Here is a 16,341-nt window from a genome sequence, read left to right as displayed (position 1 = left end):
GGGCCCGCGGAAAGGGTAGAACCCACTTGCAAGGAGGACAACACCAGCACCACGCTGCAGTTGCCCTCCACCCCACGCCAATCCACCGCCTTTTGTGCAGCCGGATCTGCGGGCCATCGGCACCTGATGCACGGAGGTACTCTTCATGACGACGACGCCCTACAAGCGCCTTCCCGCCCGGCCCGACATCGGCCATCTCAAGAAACAGGCCAAGGACCTCCTGGCCCTGTACCGCAGCAACGACGCTGCCGCCTTCGAGCGCTTTCGCGCCGCCCTGCCCGCCGCCGCAGGCAAGAGCAACGCCACCCTCACCGCCCAGGGCCTGCGCCTGCACGATGCGCAGTCGTGCATCGCGCGCGAATACGGCTTTGCCTCCTGGGCCGACCTGCAGGGCTTTGCCATCGCACGCCGGGCCCAGGCCGACGACCCGGGCAAGGCCCTGCTGCACTGGCTGGGCCTGGTCTATGCGGGCGATATTTCCGGCGGCATGAACCGCGCGCGGCCTGCGGTGGCCCTGCGCCTGCTCGAAGACCACCCTGCCCTGCTCGGCACGGGCGACCCCTGGCTGGCCTGCGCCACCGGCGACGAGGCCGTGCTGCGCCAGGCCAGCGCGCAGGACCCCGGCTGGGTGCACCGCGCGGGCGGGCCGCTGCAGTTGCTGCCGCTGGTGGCGGTCACGCATTCCGGTCTGCTGCAACTGCCCGGGTACCGCGAGCGGCTGCTGGCCTGCGCGAAGTTTCTGCTGGCCGCCGGCGCATCGCCCGACCAGTCGGTGGGCAACCGCTGGCCGCCGGCCTCGCTGCAGGCCCCGGCCGAGGGCGAGCGCCTCTCGGCCCTGTACGGTGCCGCCGGCCGCAACCTCGACCCCGAACTCACCCGGCTGCTGCTCGATGCGGGTGCCAACCCCGACGACAACGAATCGCTCTACCACGCGCTCGACCAGCCTGAATGCACCCGGCTACTGCTCAAGGCCGGCGCCCGCATCACCGGCACCAACGCCATGTACCGCGTGCTCGACCTCGATGACCTGGCCACCCTGCAGCTGCTGCTGGCGCACGGCGGCGATGCCAACGAAGCACCGCCGGGCCCACCCACATCGGAATGGGGCTCGCTGCTGCTGTGGGCCATCCGCCGGCGCCGCTCGCCCGCGCACATCGCAGCCCTGCTGGCCGCCGGTGCCCGGCCCGATGCCCGCACCCAGGACGGCACGCCCGCCCGCACCATGGCGCTGCGCTACGGCCTGACCGAGGTGGCACAGCTGCTGCAGGACGCCACCGAGGGCCCACAAGGCAACGGCGGCGCAGCGCTCGCTCCGGACGAAGCCTTCATCGCCGCCTGCGCTCGCGCCGACGAGGCGGCGGCCCGCGCCATCCAGGCAGCACACCCCGGCATCATCGGCACGCTCGGCCCCACCCAGCTCAGGCTGCTGCCCGAACTCGCGGCCCAGGGCTGCGGCGAGGCGGTGCGCACCATGGTCGCCCTGGGCTGGCCCATCGAAGAGCGCGGCGGCGACTGGGATGGCTCGGCCCTGAACCAGGCCGTGTTCCGCGGCGACGCGCCGCTCGCCCGCTTTCTGCTCGACCACGGCGCCGACTGGCGCGCCCTGCACGGCTTTGGCGACAACGTGATCGGCACCCTCTCGTGGGCCTCGATCAACGCGCCCGTCCCCGGCGGCGACTGGGTCGGCTGCGCCCAGGCCCTGGTGGCCCATGGCATGCCCAGCGTGCGGCCCGACCCCGAGGGCATGGACGACGGGGCGGTGCTGCTGGGCACGCACCGCAGCAGGTTCTCGGAAGAGGTGGCCGAGTACCTGCTCGCCGCAGCTCCCCGGAACCCTGCCTGACCGAACCCTGCGCCTACTGGCAGGCCGTCGTCTGGTTGCCGTAGACCACGCTGGTGATGGGCATGTTGAAATTGAAACCTGCAGGCAGGTTGTTGATGGTGCCCACCACCAGCCGCTCGCCCCGGGCCAGCGGGCGCACGCTGTACAGGCTGGAACTGGCCAGGTTCATGAGCGCCGTGTTGGGGTCCACGTCCGAGGGCTTGAGTGTCAGGGCATAGGCCGTCTGGTTGTGCACGAAGCGCCAGCCATACAGCGAAAAGCTCCAGGGGTCCTGGGGCCCATCGTTGACCACCGACACCTGCACTGCGCGGTTGCCCGGGTCGACCTGCAGCATCAGCGTGCCCGCCCGCGCGTTGGACGCGAACACCGGCGCATTGCACAGCAGGCCCGAGGCCGCCTGCTCGCTCACCCTGGTGGGCACAAAGGTCGCGGCCAGCGGGTTCCACTGCACCTCCAGGATGTAGCGCCGGCCCGCGTACTCCACATTGTTGATGCGCAGATTCTGGCCATCCACCACACCCACCTGGGATGCCGCAAGATTGATCTGCACCCCCTGCGCCTGCACGGCTGCGGGGCCCATCACGGCCAGGGCGGCCAGGCAACTCAGTACGGAAGAAAAAGCGGTCTTCATGGGGGGTCGTCTCTCAAAAAAAGAAAAAACAAAAGCAGTGAAGACCCGACCATATCGGCGCAGCACAAGGCAATGAACTGTCAGATATGACAGTGGCCCGCGCGCACCTCGGTGACCTGCGCAGGCTGTGTGCCCGCAGACATATCTGCCCGCCAGACATCCGCAACAAGGCGTTGCAGAGACGTCGTGCACCGCAAGGGCGTAGCCAGGTGTTGCAGGACGAGGCACCGGCTGCGCCGCAGGCGCCACGTCCTACCCGGCGCACGCCTGTGCCCCTACCACCGCGCATGCCCGCCGGTAGCAGCATGGAAGGCATGGTGGCATGGGGCCTGTTCAGGCCCTGGTCCACCGCCATCCACCAAGGAGTCCCCCATGCTTGCCACCCCTATCGTCCCTTCACGCGCCCCTTCGCGCCGCAGCCTCGCGGCCCCGCTGATCGCCGTCTCCGTGCTGGCGCTCGCCACCGCGCAACTGGCCCAGGCCCAGGGCGGCTTCGGCAGCGCCAGCCCGGCCACGCCATCCACCGTCACCATCGGCAGCCCTGCCAGCACCGCCACCACCACCAGCGCCCCGAGCGATCCCAGCACGCCGAGCAGCAACAGCAGCATCGGCAACACCAGCATCCCCGGCAACATCCCCAGTGGCATACCCAGCAGCACCAGCATCGGCAATCCGGGCAGCAGCACCTCCAGCATCCCCGGGGCCGTACCCAGCAGCAGCAACAGCCCCACGACCAGCACCGCGGGCAACACGGGTACCAGCACCGGTACGCCGGGCACTGTCGGCCCCCCAGGCGGCAGTGCCACGGGTACCGGCAGCACTGCGACAGGACCCGGCACCTCCGGTACGACTGGGTCCACGGGTTCCACCGGATCCACCGGTGGCCCAGCCCCGGGCCCCAGCAGCGGCGCGGGCGTGAGCAGCGGTGCCCCGGGCGCCGTCGGCACGGGCATTGGCACGGCAGCGCCAGGGCCGTCCGGCACCGGCTCGGGCGGCAGCGTCAGCGCGGGATCCCCGGGCGGCGCCAGCGGTGCAGGTGCCGGGTCGGGTGTGGGTGCGGGCTCCAGCGCAGGGCCTGGTCCCGGCGCGGGCTCCGGTGCGGGCGCCGCAGGCGTGGGAGCCGGCGCGCCCGGTGCCGGGGCAGGCGCAGCGGGCGCGGGGGTGGGCGGCCCCGGTGCGGCAGGCGCAGGAGCCGGTGCTGGTGCGGGCGCTCGCTGATCACGCGCCCATCTCCCCGGGCGTGTTACCCACAGGGCACAGGGATTCCTCCCTGGCCCCGGCGCTCAGCCCCGCAGCAACCCGATCCGCAAGCGGTGCTCGCCCTCGACGAGCGGCACGCGCAGCGGCCCCGCGCCACACGCCAGCGCAAGCCCGTCCAGATCCGCGGAGGCAACCCAGGTCCCCGCTCCGGGCGCGCCGGTGGCGGTGAATTCAATGGCGTAGATGGCCCCAGCCACATCGACCCGCGCCCCAAAGCCCGGCCATTCGGCCGGGATGCACGGCTCGATCACCAGCACCTGGCCTTCGCGCCGCAGGCCCAGGATGCTTTCCACCCCGGCCCGGTACATCCAGCCTGCGGCGCCGGTGTACCAGGTCCAGCCGCCGCGCCCGGTGTGCGGTGCCACCGAATAGACGTCGGCCGCCACCACATACGGCTCCACCCGGTAGCGCGCCACCTCGGCAGGCGTGCGCGCATGGTGGATGGGGTTGACCAGCGCGAACAGCGCGTGCGCCCGGGTGCCGGCCTGCGGGTCGTTGCGCAGCTGGGCGCGGGCCATGATGGCCCACATGGCCGCATGGCTGTACTGCCCACCGTTCTCGCGCAGGCCAGGCGGGTAGCCCTTGATGTATCCCGGGTCGTGCGGCGTGGCGTTGAACGGCGGCGTGAACAGCAGGGCCAAGCCCTCTTGCGGCAGCACCAGCTTGTCGCCCAGCGAGGCCATGGCGATCAGCGCCCGCGCCGGGTCGGCCGCGCCCGAGAGCACCGCCCACGATTGGGCGATGGAGTCGATGCGGCATTCCTGCGCATCGTGCGTGCCCAGCCAGGTGCCGTCGTCGAAGGTGGCGCGCCGGTACCAGGCACCGTCCCAGGCCTCGCGCTCCAGCGCTGCGCGCACCGATTCGGCATGCGCGCGCCAGCGCGCTGCCCTTGCGGGGTCGCGGGCATCCGCCAGCGGCGCCATCAGCGCCACCGTGCGCACCAGCAGCCAGCCCAGCCAGACGCTCTGGCCCCGGCCCTCCTGGCCCACGCGGTTCATGCCGTCGTTCCAGTCGCCCGTGCCCATCAGCGGCAGGCCCAGGTCACCGGTCAGCGCCATGGTCTGGTCCAGCGCCAGCGCGCAGTGCTCGAACAGCGTGGCCGATGCGTCGGCCAGCATGGGCTGGAAGAAGGCATCGTGCTCGCCCGCCTGCAGCGGCGGCCCGTCCAGAAAGGGCACGGCCTCGTCCAGCACCGCCGCGTCGCCCGACACCTGCACATAGCTGGCGGCGGCAAACGCCAGCCACACCCGGTCGTCCGAGATGCGCGTGCGCACGCCCTGGCCCGAGTGCGGCAGCCACCAGTGCTGCACGTCGCCCTCGGCAAACTGCCGACCCGCAGCGCGCAACAGGTGCGCGCGCGTCTCCTCGGGGCGCGCAAACGCCAGCGCCATGCCGTCCTGCAGCTGGTCACGAAAGCCATAGGCCCCGCTGGCCTGGTAGAAGGCCGAGCGCGCCCAAACGCGGCAGGCCTGCGTCTGGTAAAGCAGCCAGCCGTTGAGCATGATGTCCATGGCACGGTCGGGCGTGCGCACCTGCACGGCGCCCAGCAGGCTGCGCCAATGCAGCGCCACCTCGTGCAGCAGCGCATCCACGTCGAGCAGGCGGTAGCGCGCCACCAGGGCCAGGCTTTCGGCAGCCGATGCGCACTGCCCGATGAAGCCGGTCACCTCCCGGGTTTCCCCGGGCTGCAGCGTGAGCGTGCACTGCAGCGCTGCGCACGGGTCGCACCCCGCAACGCCGCCGCCGGACAGCACGGCCTGGCCGCGCAGCGCCGCCGGGGCCGCCAGGCTGCCATGCCGCCCCAGAAACTCCGTGCGGTCGCTCGTCCACGCCGTTTGCTGGCCACCCAGGTCGGCAAAGGCCACGCGGCCGGCAAACGCCGTGCTCCAGGGGTTGCGGGCCAGCAGCACGCCGCTGTCCGCATCGCGCTCGGCCAGCACGAACGGGGCCGATGCCCCGCGCGAAGTGCCCAGCACCCATTCGGCATACAGCGTCACGGTGATCTGCCGCACCTGCGCCGTGCGGTTGTGCAGCGTGAGGCGCGACACCTTGACCGGGTCGGCGATGGGCACGAACTGCAGCAGCTCCAGCGCGATGCCATGGGCCTCGTGCAGAAAGCGGCTGTAGCCGTGCCCATGGCGCGCCGTGTAGGTGCCCTGGCCGCGCAGGGGCTGCGCGGTGGGGCTCCACAGCTGGCCGCTGGCATCGTCGCGCACGAAGAAGGCCTCGCCCGCCGGGTCGCTCACCGGGTCGTTGGACCAGGGCGTGAGCTGGTTCTCGCGGCTGTTGCCGGCCCAAGTGTAGCCGCTGCCATCGGCCGACACGTGAAAGCCGAAGCCCGGGTTGGCGATGACGTTGATCCAGGGCGCGGGCGTGGTCGCCCCGTCGCGCAATATGGTCACGTACTCCGTGCCATCCTTGTCGAAGCCGCCCAGGCCGTTGAAGAACTCGATCCCGGTGGTGTCCGGCGCCGGGGCCGGTTCGTACTGCGGCTGCGGTGTCGGCACAGGCGCTGGCCTGGCCACCGGTTCGGGCACCTCTGCGGGCATCAGTGCCAGTTGCTGGGCGATGGGGCCGCGCCGCGCCACCAGGGCCACGCGGGCAATCGACTGCAGCAGCGCGCGCGAAGCCGCATCCATGAGGTCGGCGCGCAGCGTGTGCACCACGCCCTGCGCCAGCGACTCGCCCAGGCGCGGGCGCGACTGGCTGCTGCGCACGGCCGTCTCGATGGCGATCTGCAGGTCCTGCACGTACGACGATGCACGCTCGTTGATGACCACCAGGTCCACCCCCAGGCGCTTCATGCGCCAGTACTCGTGCGCCTGCAGCAGCTGGTGCAGCTGGGCGATGTCTTCGATGTCGTCGATGCGCAGCAGCACGATGGGCAGGTCGCCCGAGATGCCGTGCTGCCACAGGCCCGACTGCGGGCCCGCACCGCGCGCAATGGCGTCGGCCGGGGCGCGAAAGCGCGCGTCCGCATACAGGATGGGCGCCGCCAGGCGCTGAAAATCCGCCGCCGCATCGGCGCCGATGCCGATGTGGCGCAGCTGCACCTGGGCCTGGGTCCAGGCCAGGGTGCGCGCGCGCTCGAAGGCGCTGCGGTCGTGGTGCTGGTCCAGCAGGTCGAGCAGCGCCTCGCGCGTGGGCGCCAGCAGCGTCCAGAAGGCCACGCGGGCCATCTGGCCGGGGGCGATGCGCACGCGCTGGCGCAGCGCGAACACCGGGTCCAGCACCGTGCCCACGGTGTTGGACAGCGCACCGCCGCCATGCACGGCCAGCGCATTGCGCGCCGTGCGGCCCCGGCCGAGGAAAAGGCCGCGGTCCGTCTCGTACTGCAGCGGGGCGATCACCGTGCCCTCCACCACCGCAAAATGCGCGGCCCACACCCCCGGCTCGCCCGGGCTGCGCGCACGGCGCGTGGCCAGCAGTGCACCGAACTCGGGCAGGTACTCGGTCTGCACGAACATCTTGGAGAACGCCGGGTGCGCGTTGTCGGCCGCAGGCGGGGCCAGCACCAGCTCGGCATACGAGGTCAGGTCGATCTCGCGCGCACGCGGGCCGGTGTTGACCAGGGTGACCTGGCGCACCTCGCCATCGGCCTCGGCCGACACGATCACCTCGGTGGTGGTGGTCATGCTGCCGTCGTGGCGGGTGAAGGCCGCATGGTCCTCGGCAAACGCCACCTCGTAGCTGTCGGCCGCGCGGCCCGAGGGCTCTGCCGCTGCGGACCAGGTGCGGCCGCTGTGCGCGTCGCGCAGGTAGACATGCGAGCCCCAGTCCTCGCTGGTCGCATCCTCGCGCCAGCGGGTCACCGCCAGGTCGCGCCAGCGGCTGTAGCCGGTGCCGGCCGCCGTGAGCATGACGGCATAGCGCCCGTTGGACAGCAGGTGCGTGGCCGGCGCGCCCGCGCCCGGCGCGCCCATGCGCCGCACGGCGTGCAGGTCGTCGCGCACATCGGCGGGGCCGGTCTGCGTTTCTTCGGCGCGCGGGTGGGCCACGGCCACCAGGCGCGGCATGCGCTCCTGCAGCAGCAGCTCGCAGGCCTGCACCATGGGCTCGCGGTGAAAGCGCTCGCGCATCTGCCCGCTGTGCAGGGTGTTGGCAATGGCCACGATGGTCATGCCCTGGTGGTGCGCCATGTAGTTGCGCACGATGGCCACGGCCTGCCCCTCGGGCAGGCGGCTGCGGGTGAAGTCCAGCGCTTCATAGAAGCCATGCTGCCCCAGCGCACCCAACTGCGCCAGGCGCGCGAAGTTGTGCCCCGCCGCCGTGGCATCCACCATGCAGGCCAGGCCCGTGGCGTAGGGGGCGATCACCAGGTTCTCGGCCAGCCCGCGCTTGAGCCCCAGGCCCGGCACGCCGAAGTTGGAGTACTGGTAGGTGAACTCCAGGTCGCGCGCGTTGTAGGCCGATTCGGAGATGCCCCACGGTATGCCCTGCTGCGCGCCATAGGCCATCTGCCGGCGCACCACCAGGGTGTTGGTCTGCTCCAGCAGGCTGCCCGCGGGCGCGCGCATCACCAGCGATGGCATGAGGTACTCGAACATCGAGCCCGACCACGACACCAGCGCCGAGCCCTTGCCCACCGGGATCGCCGTGCGCCCCAGGCGGAACCAGTGGCGCGTCTCCACGTCACCCTTGGCGATGGCGAACAGGCTGGCCAGCCGCGCCTCGGACGCCAGCAGGTCGTAGCAGTTGGCGTCGAGCCGGTTTTCCACCGCCGCGTAGCCGATGGACAGCAGCTTGCGCTCAGGGTCGAGCAGAAAGGCGAAGTCCATGCCCAGCGCCAGCGCACGCGCCGTGTCGGCCAGCGCCTGCCAGCGCAGGTCGAGCGTGGGCGCATCCGTTCCGGTGGCCTGCAGATCGCGCCCCTGTTCGGCGATGCGCGCACGCACGGCCCCAGTCCAGAACAGCAGGGCATCGCCCCCGCCATCGCCAACGCTGCCGGCGGGCACCGCGATGTCCTGCGCCTCCTTCAGCGCCTTGTCGGCCAGGCGCTGCACGGCGGGCAGGCCCATCTCCACGGCGCCGCCCGCCACTGCGGTGTCGATCTCGGCCAGCATGGCCAGCAGCCGCCGGCCCTGCGCGCCCTGGGCAGCGGGCACGCCCTGCACCGCCTCGCGGGCCAGCGCCACGGCATCGCCCAGCCCCGCCACCCAGGTGGCGGGCAGCGGCGCGCGCACCCAACCCTCGCAGGCATTGGCCAGCGCGATCAGGTGGCCGGCCAGGTTGCCGCTGTCCACCGACGACACATAGGCCGGCGCCAGCACCTGCGCCGTGCCGGTGTCATACCAGTTGTAGAAGTGGCCCCGGTGGCGTGCCAGCGCGCCCATGCTGGCCAGCGTGGCCTCCAGCCGCTCGGCGGTCTGCACGGCGCCGGCCCAGCCGAAGTCGCGCGCCGCCACGGCCGACAGCAGGTACAGCCCCATGTTGGTGGGCGAGGTGCGGCGCGCCACCACGGGCTTGGGATCTTCCTGGAAGTTGTCGGGCGGCAGGTGGTGCTCGGCCGCCGTGACGAAGGTCTCGAAAAAGCGCCAGGTGCGGCGCGCAATGCGCCGCAGGGCCAGCGCGTTGTCCAGCGCGGGTGCGCTCTGCGGCGCGGGCACGGATCGGCGGCTCGATCGCCAGGCCAGGGCCGGCGCCGCCAGCCACAGCGCCAGCAGAGGCAGCACCAGCGGCCGCGATTCCGGCGCGAAGACGGCGGTGGCAGCCGCCAGCACCGTGGCCAGCAGCAGGCCGCCGGCCATCAGCCGGTAAAAGCCCGCAGGCCCCGGGCGCGGTTTGGTGGCCGACTGCGCGGCGGTCTTCCACTCCAGCATCTGCCGATGCGTGGCGTACAGCCGCACCAGCGCGCGCACGATGGCATCGACCGCGCGCCAGGCGTGGTCGGGCAGCAGCGCGATGGCGGCCACAGTCTGCAGCACCGCCACGCGAAAGTCGCTCACGAGCAGGCGCAGATGGCTGGCCACGCGGATGCCGGGGCGGCTGGCCCACAGCTCGGCCATACCCGGCAAAAATGCCGGCACACCCAGCGCCGCCAGCACCAGCAGCACGCCCCAGGGCGCCTGTGGCCAGGGCAGCGCGCAGCACAGCAGCAGGGTCAACAGGCCGGCCGGGGCCAGCAGCGAGCGGCGCAGGTTGTCCAGCATCTTCCAGCGGCCCAGGGCCGGCAGGGTGGCGCCCTGGTGGCGCCGGCCCAGCACCCAGGGCAGCAGCTGCCAGTCGCCGCGCGTCCAGCGGTGCTGGCGCTGCACGGCCACGTCGTAGCGCGCTGGAAAGTCCTCCACCACCTCCACGTCCGACGCCAGGCCGGCGCGTGCCAGCACGCCCTCGAACAGGTCGTGGCTGAGCAGCTTGTTCTCTTGCACGCGCCCGGCCAGCGCGGCCTCGAAGGCATCCACGTCGTAGATGCCCTTGCCCGTGTACGAGCCTTCGCCGAACAGGTCCTGGTACACGTCCGACACCGCGGCGGCATACGGGTCCATGCCGCCAGGGCCCGAGGTCAGCCGCTGGTACAGCGAGCCTTCGAGCCCCATGGGCAGGGCCGGCGTCACGCGCGGCTGCAAAATGGCGTGGCCCCCCACCACGCGCTGCTCGGCCAGGCTGAAGGTCGGCTGGTTCAGCGGGTGGGCCAGCTTGCCGATCAGGCGCAGCGCAGCGTCGCGCGGCAGGCGCGTGTCGGCATCGAGCGTGATGACGTAGCGCACGCCGGGCAGGATGTCGGGCTGTGCCCCGCCATCGAGCGCCATGAAGCTGGTGTCCGTGGCGCCGCGCAGCAGGCGGTTGAGCTCGTGCAGCTTGCCGCGCTTGCGCTCCCAGCCCATGAAGCAGCCCTCGCCGGCATTGAAGCGCCGGTGCCGGTGCAGCAGGTAAAAGCGCTGCCCGCCCGGCGCCGGGCCGTGCCGCAGGTTCAGCGCGGCAATCGCCTCCTGCGCCATGGCGATCAGGGGGGCGTCGCTGTCGACCACCTCGGTGGCGGCATCGAGCCCGTCGGACAGCAGCGCGAACGACAGGTCGCCCCCCGCGCCCGCCAGGTGGTGCACCTCCAGGCTCTCGATGTGTGCGCGCAGGTCGGCCTCGCTGGTCAGCAGCGTGGGCACCACCACCAGGGTGCGCAGGTGGGTGGGCACGCCATCGTCCAGCGCCAGGCCCGGCAGCCCCACGGGGCCGAAGCGCCGCGTGACCCGCCGGTTGACCAGCACGCTGGCCACCTCGGTGGCGGGCAGAAAGCCGGCCAGCGCCAGCGCCACCAGCCAGCCCGGGTGCGTGCCGTGCATGCCGGCCCACCACAGGGCCGCGCCCAGCAGTACCAGCGCCAGGCCCATGATGGCAACAATGTAGCCGCGCACGCCCAGGCGGGTCTGCCAGCGGTTGAAGCGAAAGCCCCAGGGCGGCTTGAAGCCGATGGCCTGCTCCAGCGCGGGCCGGCCTTCGGCCACCAGGTGGTAGCCGGGGTCGCTGGCGCGCGCGGGGCCGGCGCCGGTGCCCTGGGCGGCCGCTGCCGCCTGCGCGCTGGCCAGGGCCTGCTCGGCAATCGCCAGCTCGGTCCAGTCAGAGCCGCGCGCCAGTTGCTCGATGGCGCTGCGGTACAGGTTGCGCGTGGCAAAGTCCATCGCCGCGAAGCCGCTGCCACCCCGCAGGCGCGCGTCCACCAGGCCCATGCCCTCGACCAGCTCGGCCCAGTCGATGTCGGACATCAGCCGCATGCTGGTGATCACATTGCGCACGCTCACGTTCGATGCGCCCTGGCGCTGCTGGGCGTGCTCGATCACCAGGCCCACGCTGGTGCCCTGCAATTGCAGCCGCTCTTCCAGCCACTGCAGCGCCGGGGTGGTGCGCGGGTCCTGGTCGCGCAGGCGTTTGGCCAACTGCGCCGCAAACAGTTCCGACAGCGGGCCGCTGGCGCGCGTGCCGATGTCGCCCACCAGGGCCGAATGCGCGCTGCCCGAGGCGAGCAGCCGGTCGGCCAGCGCCTGGGCATCGGCGCGGTCGGCCCGGCCGGCGCTGATCTGGTCGGCCAGCCGGCGCAGGTTTTCGACCAGCACGATGCGCAGGGTGATGGCCACTGCCCACAGCTCGCTGATCATCAGCGGCTGCACCTGCTGGTAGGCGGCGATGAAGCGGCGCAGCGCCAGCGGATCGAAATGGCTGTCGGTGTGCGCGACAAAGGCCCAGGCAATGCCGAACACGCGCGGGTAGCCGGCAAACGGCCCCTGCGCCAGCTTGGGCAGTTGCCGGTAGTAGCCCGGCGGCAGGTCGACCCGGATCTCGCGGATCTGCTCTTCCACCACGTGGTAGTTGTCCAGCAGCCAGTCGGCGGCGGGCACCACGCTGGACCCTGACTCCAGCTCGGCGGCGCTGGCCCGGTACGCGGCCAGCAACTGGCTGGCATTGGACCGCAGGCGCCGGTGCAGCGAAGGGACCGAGGGCGGCCGCAGGCTCACCTGCTGGGCGGCGGCCAGGCTGCGCGCATGCTGCTCCAGGCGCTCCATGCCGAACAGTTCTTCGCGCACGGGGGCGGTGCCGTTCCACGGGGGCGCGGCTGCGCCCCGCACGGCATGGGAGAGGGAAGACAACAGGGCATCGACAACAAGCATGGGCGCCTTTCGGGGCACCCCGGGGCCGCGTTGTGCCTCGTGATCTGCCCGCTGCAGCAAAAAGGGGGACGGACGGGCCAGGCCGTCCGCGTCGGAGGGGGCAGCGTGCTGCCACGCTGGCAGGCCTGAGCGCTCGCGCGAGGCCGAACGCTGCGCGCTCCCATCAAGCCCGGTGCCTGAAGGGAACAGCGTGCAGCCAGGGGCGCAGTGGCCCCTGTGATGGAGCTCAGCCCTTCTTGCCTGCGCGCAGAGGCGGTGGGGCACCGGGCTTCGCGGGGGCGATGGGGTCCACCACCGCTACCGGCTTCTGCTTGGGCTTCTTCGATTCCTTGTTGCCGCGTTTCTGTTCTTTTCCTGCCATGAAAGGCTCCTTCGCTTGGAACACGCCCCGTGGGTTGGCGGGCGCAATGGTCTCAGCCACCCGGCGCAGGGCGCGGATGGGGCGTTCAAGCACCCGCCGGCACCCCCGATGGAGGGCGCAGACAGGTGCGTGGAGGAAGGGAAAAGGTCTGCAGAACGCAGGCGTCCAGCGGCGGGACGTGATTTGAGCGGCAGTTCTTCGACAGCACCATGTGGGGGCGCTCGGCGCGATTGCAAGGTGCCGGTGGGCGCAAAAACGGGCGCGCCCTGGCCCGCGTTTCACCGCCGTCTGCGCTGCAGCCAATCGAGCACGATGCGGTGGTAGGTCTGGCGCCACTGAGCCTGCGACAGTTCATGGTCCGCCCCCAGCAGCATGTGCCGCTCCAGCGAGCGCGCACTGCCGAAGGCCCAGGCATAGCTTTCTGCCACCGGGCCCGGCACCACCTGGTCGCGCTCCGAATGCACCAGCAGCACATCGCCCCGAAAGGCCGCGCATGCCGCCAGCGCACGGTTGGTGTTGGGCAGGTGCGCCTGGCGCCGGTAGGCATCCAGCGCGCGCTTGTCCAGGTCGTCCTTGGGGGTGGACCAGTCTTCATCGCGGTAGATCGCAGGCGACCTCAGCACCAGCCAGTCGAAGGGGTACATGCCCGCCAGCAGGGCGGCCATGTAGCCCCCGTAGCTGAAGCCCAGCACCCCCATGCCGTCGGGCCGTACCTGCGCATGCAGCCGCTGGTAGTCGCGCAGTGCCTGTCGCAGCGTGTCCTCGCGGCTCACTGCGGCACGCTCGGCGGCGGGCCATTGCGCATCGGGCAGGTTGGCGCGCCAGCACTGCCAGCCATCAGCGCCAAGGTCGCGGTGCAGCGCGTCGTACTGGGCCCTGCCATCGTCGTCCCAGCCGGGCAGCACCAGCAGCGCGGGCCGCTGAAAGCCGTGGGCCTGCTCGGCGCCTGCCGGTGTACCGGGTGGCTGCTGGGCGCGGGTTGCGTGGAGGCTGGTGTCCATGCCGACATGGTGGCCGCAGGGGCGTGCCAGGGCCTGTCAGCATCTCAGCCATGTGGATGTAAGACCGGCAGCGGCGTGAGCCCGGCGCGCGCTCGCGCGGGTGACAATGGCGGCCAAAGAGAGAGGAAGAACCGACACCATGACAACCCTGTGGACACTGCGCGCCTTGCTGGCAGCCCTGCTCCTGGCCACGGCAGCGGCGCACGCCGCGGCAACTGCCTCCACTTCGCAAGAGCAGGAGGCGCTGGACTCCATGGCCAAGGCGGCCCCGCTGCACGACAAGATCAACGCGGGCGGCTCCGTCAGCGACCAGGAGGTCAAGGACGCGCGCATCGGCATGATGGAGCCGTTCATGCTGGTGAAGGCGGCCTACCGCCGGCAGACGGATGCGATCGAAGTCACCTACGCCCGGGACATCGCGGCCCTGCAGCCCCAGACCATGCTGACCCCGGCCTCGCTGGTATCGGCCGACAGCCGCAGCCGGACGCGGGCCCGGCTGACAACCTGGCGCCAGATCATTGGCACCTACAACACCCAGATGGCAGCTGCCAACGCCCGTGCACGGCGCGAGATGAAGGCCCTTGAGCCGCAGCTGCCGCCTTTCGCCTACGGGCCCACTGCGAGCGGATTCGAACGCGCCCTGGGACTCATCGACGACTTCGTGGCGAGCCTGGTGGCCGGAGAGACCGCTGCCGTCGCGGGCATCGCGGCACTGCTGGACTTCATGGACAGCATTCCCGGCGGCTACCATGTCGAGCAGGGTCCGCCGGTGAAACTGCTGTTTCGCGACCAGGCCACCCTGGACCGCTACCTGGCGCTCTTTGGCAAGGTACACAGCGCCAGCCAGGAGGCCTCGAAGGCCAAGGCCCGGCTGTCCCAGGCGCTGGCGGACCGCAACGCCCGGCCCGGCGCAGTGGCCAGGCCCTGAGCGCCGCAGCCGCGCTGGCGATCCCCCGCAGGCAAAGCAGCGCAGAATCCACCGATGCACCCTGCCCGCCTGTCCTGGCGCACCGCCGCCGCCTCCACCACTCTGCTGCTCTTGATGCTCCTGCTGGCCTGGCCCCTTCACGCGGCCGCCGAGCAGTTGGCCATCGGCTCCAAGCGCTTCACCGAAAGCTACATCCTCGGCGAGGTCATCACCCAGGCCGCGCGCCAGGGCGGCGCCACGGCCGAGCACCGCCAGGGTCTGGGCAACACCGCCGTGGTGGTCGAGGCGCTCAAGACCGGCTCCATCGACGTCTACCCCGAGTACCTGGGCACCGTGGAGCGCGAGATCCTGAAACTGCCCACCGGGTCGTCCAGGGAAGTCATCGACCAGAAGCTGCGCGACATGGGCCTGGCCATGGGCGTGCCGCTGGGCTTTGCCAACGGCTACGCGCTGGCCGCCAGCGCCGAGGTGGCGCGCAAGCACCAGCTCAAGACTCTGGGCGACCTGCGCAATGCGCCCGACCTGCGCATCGCCATCTCGCAGGAGTTCCTGGGCCGCGAAGACGGCTGGCCGGGCCTGGCCAGGCGCTACCAGCTGCCGCAGCGCCCCACCTCCATCGACCACGGCCTGTCGTACCAGGCGCTGGCCTCCGAGCGCATCGACCTGACCGACATCTACACCACCGACGCGCGCATCGCCGACCTGGGGCTGGTCACCCTGCAGGACAACGCCAACTACTTCCCGCGCTACGACGCGGTGCTGCTCTACCGCGCCGACCTGCCCACGCGCGCGCCGCAGGCCTGGCGCCAGATCGCCGCGCTCGCAGGCCGCATCGACGTCACGCGCATGATCGCCATGAATGCGCAGGCCGAGCTGCAGGGCCAGGCGTTCCCGGCCATTGCGGCCGACTTCCTGGCCGGCAAGGCCACGGCGGCGGCTGCGCCGACCGGTGCGGCCAGCGCAGCCCCGGCGCAGGCCCGCCCTTCCCTGTCCAGCGCCATTTTCGGCGGCGACTTCTGGCGCCTCACGCGCGACCACCTGTGGCTGGTGGCCGTGTCGGTGGGCATCGCCGTGCTCATCGGCATCCCCCTGGGCACGCTGGCCGCTGCGCGGGCGTGGCTGGGCCAGGGCATCCTGGGTTTTGTCGGCCTGCTGCAGACCGTGCCCTCGCTGGCCCTGCTGGCGGCGCTGATCCCGCTGCTGGGCCGCATCGGCACCGTGCCGGCCATCGTGGCGCTCAGCCTGTATGCCCTGCTGCCCATCGTGCGCAACACCGCCGTGGGGCTGATGCAGGTGCCCAAGGGCACCCAGCAGGCCGCCGTGGCGCTGGGCATGACGCCCGCGCAAAGCTGGCGCCTGGTGCTGCTGCCGCTGGCCCTGCCGGTCATCATTGCAGGCGTGAAGACCGCCACCGTGATGACCGTGGGCACCGCCACCATCGCCGCCTTCATCGGCGCGGGTGGCTATGGCGAGCGCATTGCGCAGGGGCTGGCGCTCAACGACGGCACCACCTTGCTCGCGGGGGCCATTCCCTCGGCCGGGCTCGCGGTCCTCTTGCAGGTGGTGTTCGAGGTGGTGGAGCGGGTGTTTCGAAGGCAGCCCGCTTCGGCCGGCTGAAAAAGGCGCCGTGCGCGTGAAATGCGTCACACCGCGCCGCGCGCGCGGCCGCTGGCCGGTGCTTCAATGGCGGCTTCGCCACCCGATGGCCTGCCTGCACCGC

General features: G+C 71.7%; 8 protein-coding genes. 4 read left to right on the top strand and 4 right to left on the bottom strand.

From position 1 onward, the window contains the following. The first annotated feature begins 145 nt into the window (after window positions 1–145). Window positions 146–1,843, top strand: a complete 1,698-nt coding sequence (locus U5N23_RS10150) for a hypothetical protein (protein ID WP_322592685.1) — start codon at window positions 146–148, stop codon at window positions 1,841–1,843. A 13-nt stretch (window positions 1,844–1,856) separates the two neighbouring features. Here U5N23_RS10150 and U5N23_RS10145 read toward each other — a convergent pair whose 3' ends face one another. Continuing rightward, window positions 1,857–2,474 (bottom strand): hypothetical protein, encoded by a 618-nt coding sequence (locus U5N23_RS10145; protein WP_322592684.1) that lies wholly within the window; start codon window positions 2,472–2,474, stop codon window positions 1,857–1,859. Window positions 2,475–2,846: 372 nt separating this feature from the next. Here U5N23_RS10145 and U5N23_RS10140 point away from each other — a divergent pair, with 372 nt between their 5' ends. Next, window positions 2,847–3,692: a hypothetical protein gene (locus tag U5N23_RS10140; RefSeq protein ID WP_322592683.1), complete on the top strand. Its 846-nt coding sequence runs from the start codon at window positions 2,847–2,849 to the stop codon at window positions 3,690–3,692. A gap of 65 nt (window positions 3,693–3,757) precedes the next feature. On the opposite strand, the gene U5N23_RS10135 is transcribed toward U5N23_RS10140, so the two are convergent. The 3 genes from U5N23_RS10135 to U5N23_RS10125 form a co-directional block, all read right to left on the bottom strand. Continuing rightward, window positions 3,758–12,331 (bottom strand): GH36-type glycosyl hydrolase domain-containing protein, encoded by an 8,574-nt coding sequence (locus U5N23_RS10135; RefSeq protein WP_322592682.1) that lies wholly within the window; start codon window positions 12,329–12,331, stop codon window positions 3,758–3,760. A 226-nt stretch (window positions 12,332–12,557) separates the two neighbouring features. Beyond that, window positions 12,558–12,692 carry a hypothetical protein gene (locus tag U5N23_RS10130; RefSeq protein ID WP_322592681.1) on the bottom strand — a complete coding sequence of 45 codons (135 nt, stop codon included), beginning with the start codon at window positions 12,690–12,692 and terminating at the stop codon, window positions 12,558–12,560. 278 nt (window positions 12,693–12,970) lie between these two features. Continuing rightward, on the bottom strand, window positions 12,971–13,693 hold the full coding sequence (locus U5N23_RS10125) for an alpha/beta hydrolase (protein ID WP_322592680.1): 723 nt from the start codon (window positions 13,691–13,693) through the stop codon (window positions 12,971–12,973). 139 nt (window positions 13,694–13,832) lie between these two features. Between U5N23_RS10125 and U5N23_RS10120 the strand changes: the two genes are divergently transcribed. Next, complete coding sequence (locus U5N23_RS10120; protein ID WP_322592679.1) at window positions 13,833–14,621, top strand: hypothetical protein; 789 nt, start codon at window positions 13,833–13,835, stop codon at window positions 14,619–14,621. 54 nt (window positions 14,622–14,675) lie between these two features. Then, window positions 14,676–16,238 carry a glycine betaine ABC transporter substrate-binding protein gene (locus U5N23_RS10115; protein WP_322592678.1) on the top strand — a complete coding sequence of 521 codons (1,563 nt, stop codon included), beginning with the start codon at window positions 14,676–14,678 and terminating at the stop codon, window positions 16,236–16,238. Window positions 16,239–16,341 lie beyond the last annotated feature (103 nt).

It is taken from the genome of Acidovorax sp. (genome assembly GCF_034519795.1).
GTDB lineage: Bacteria > Pseudomonadota > Gammaproteobacteria > Burkholderiales > Burkholderiaceae_C > Acidovorax.
Note: the sequence above shows the minus strand (reverse complement) of the source record. Positions and strands in the feature narration are given on the sequence as shown.

Bases quoted from the DNA above. Each gene is read 5' to 3' on its own strand.
- U5N23_RS10125 (WP_322592680.1), bottom strand. From the start codon at position 13,693: ATGGACACCAGCCTCCACGCAACCCGCGCCCAGCAGCCACCCGGTACA.
- U5N23_RS10150 (WP_322592685.1), top strand. From the start codon at position 146: ATGACGACGACGCCCTACAAGCGCCTTCCCGCCCGGCCCGACATCGGC.
- U5N23_RS10135 (WP_322592682.1), bottom strand. From the start codon at position 12,331: ATGCTTGTTGTCGATGCCCTGTTGTCTTCCCTCTCCCATGCCGTGCGG.
- U5N23_RS10140 (WP_322592683.1), top strand. From the start codon at position 2,847: ATGCTTGCCACCCCTATCGTCCCTTCACGCGCCCCTTCGCGCCGCAGC.
- U5N23_RS10130 (WP_322592681.1), bottom strand. From the start codon at position 12,692: ATGGCAGGAAAAGAACAGAAACGCGGCAACAAGGAATCGAAGAAGCCC.
- U5N23_RS10145 (WP_322592684.1), bottom strand. From the start codon at position 2,474: ATGAAGACCGCTTTTTCTTCCGTACTGAGTTGCCTGGCCGCCCTGGCC.
- U5N23_RS10120 (WP_322592679.1), top strand. From the start codon at position 13,833: ATGACAACCCTGTGGACACTGCGCGCCTTGCTGGCAGCCCTGCTCCTG.
- U5N23_RS10115 (WP_322592678.1), top strand. From the start codon at position 14,676: ATGCACCCTGCCCGCCTGTCCTGGCGCACCGCCGCCGCCTCCACCACT.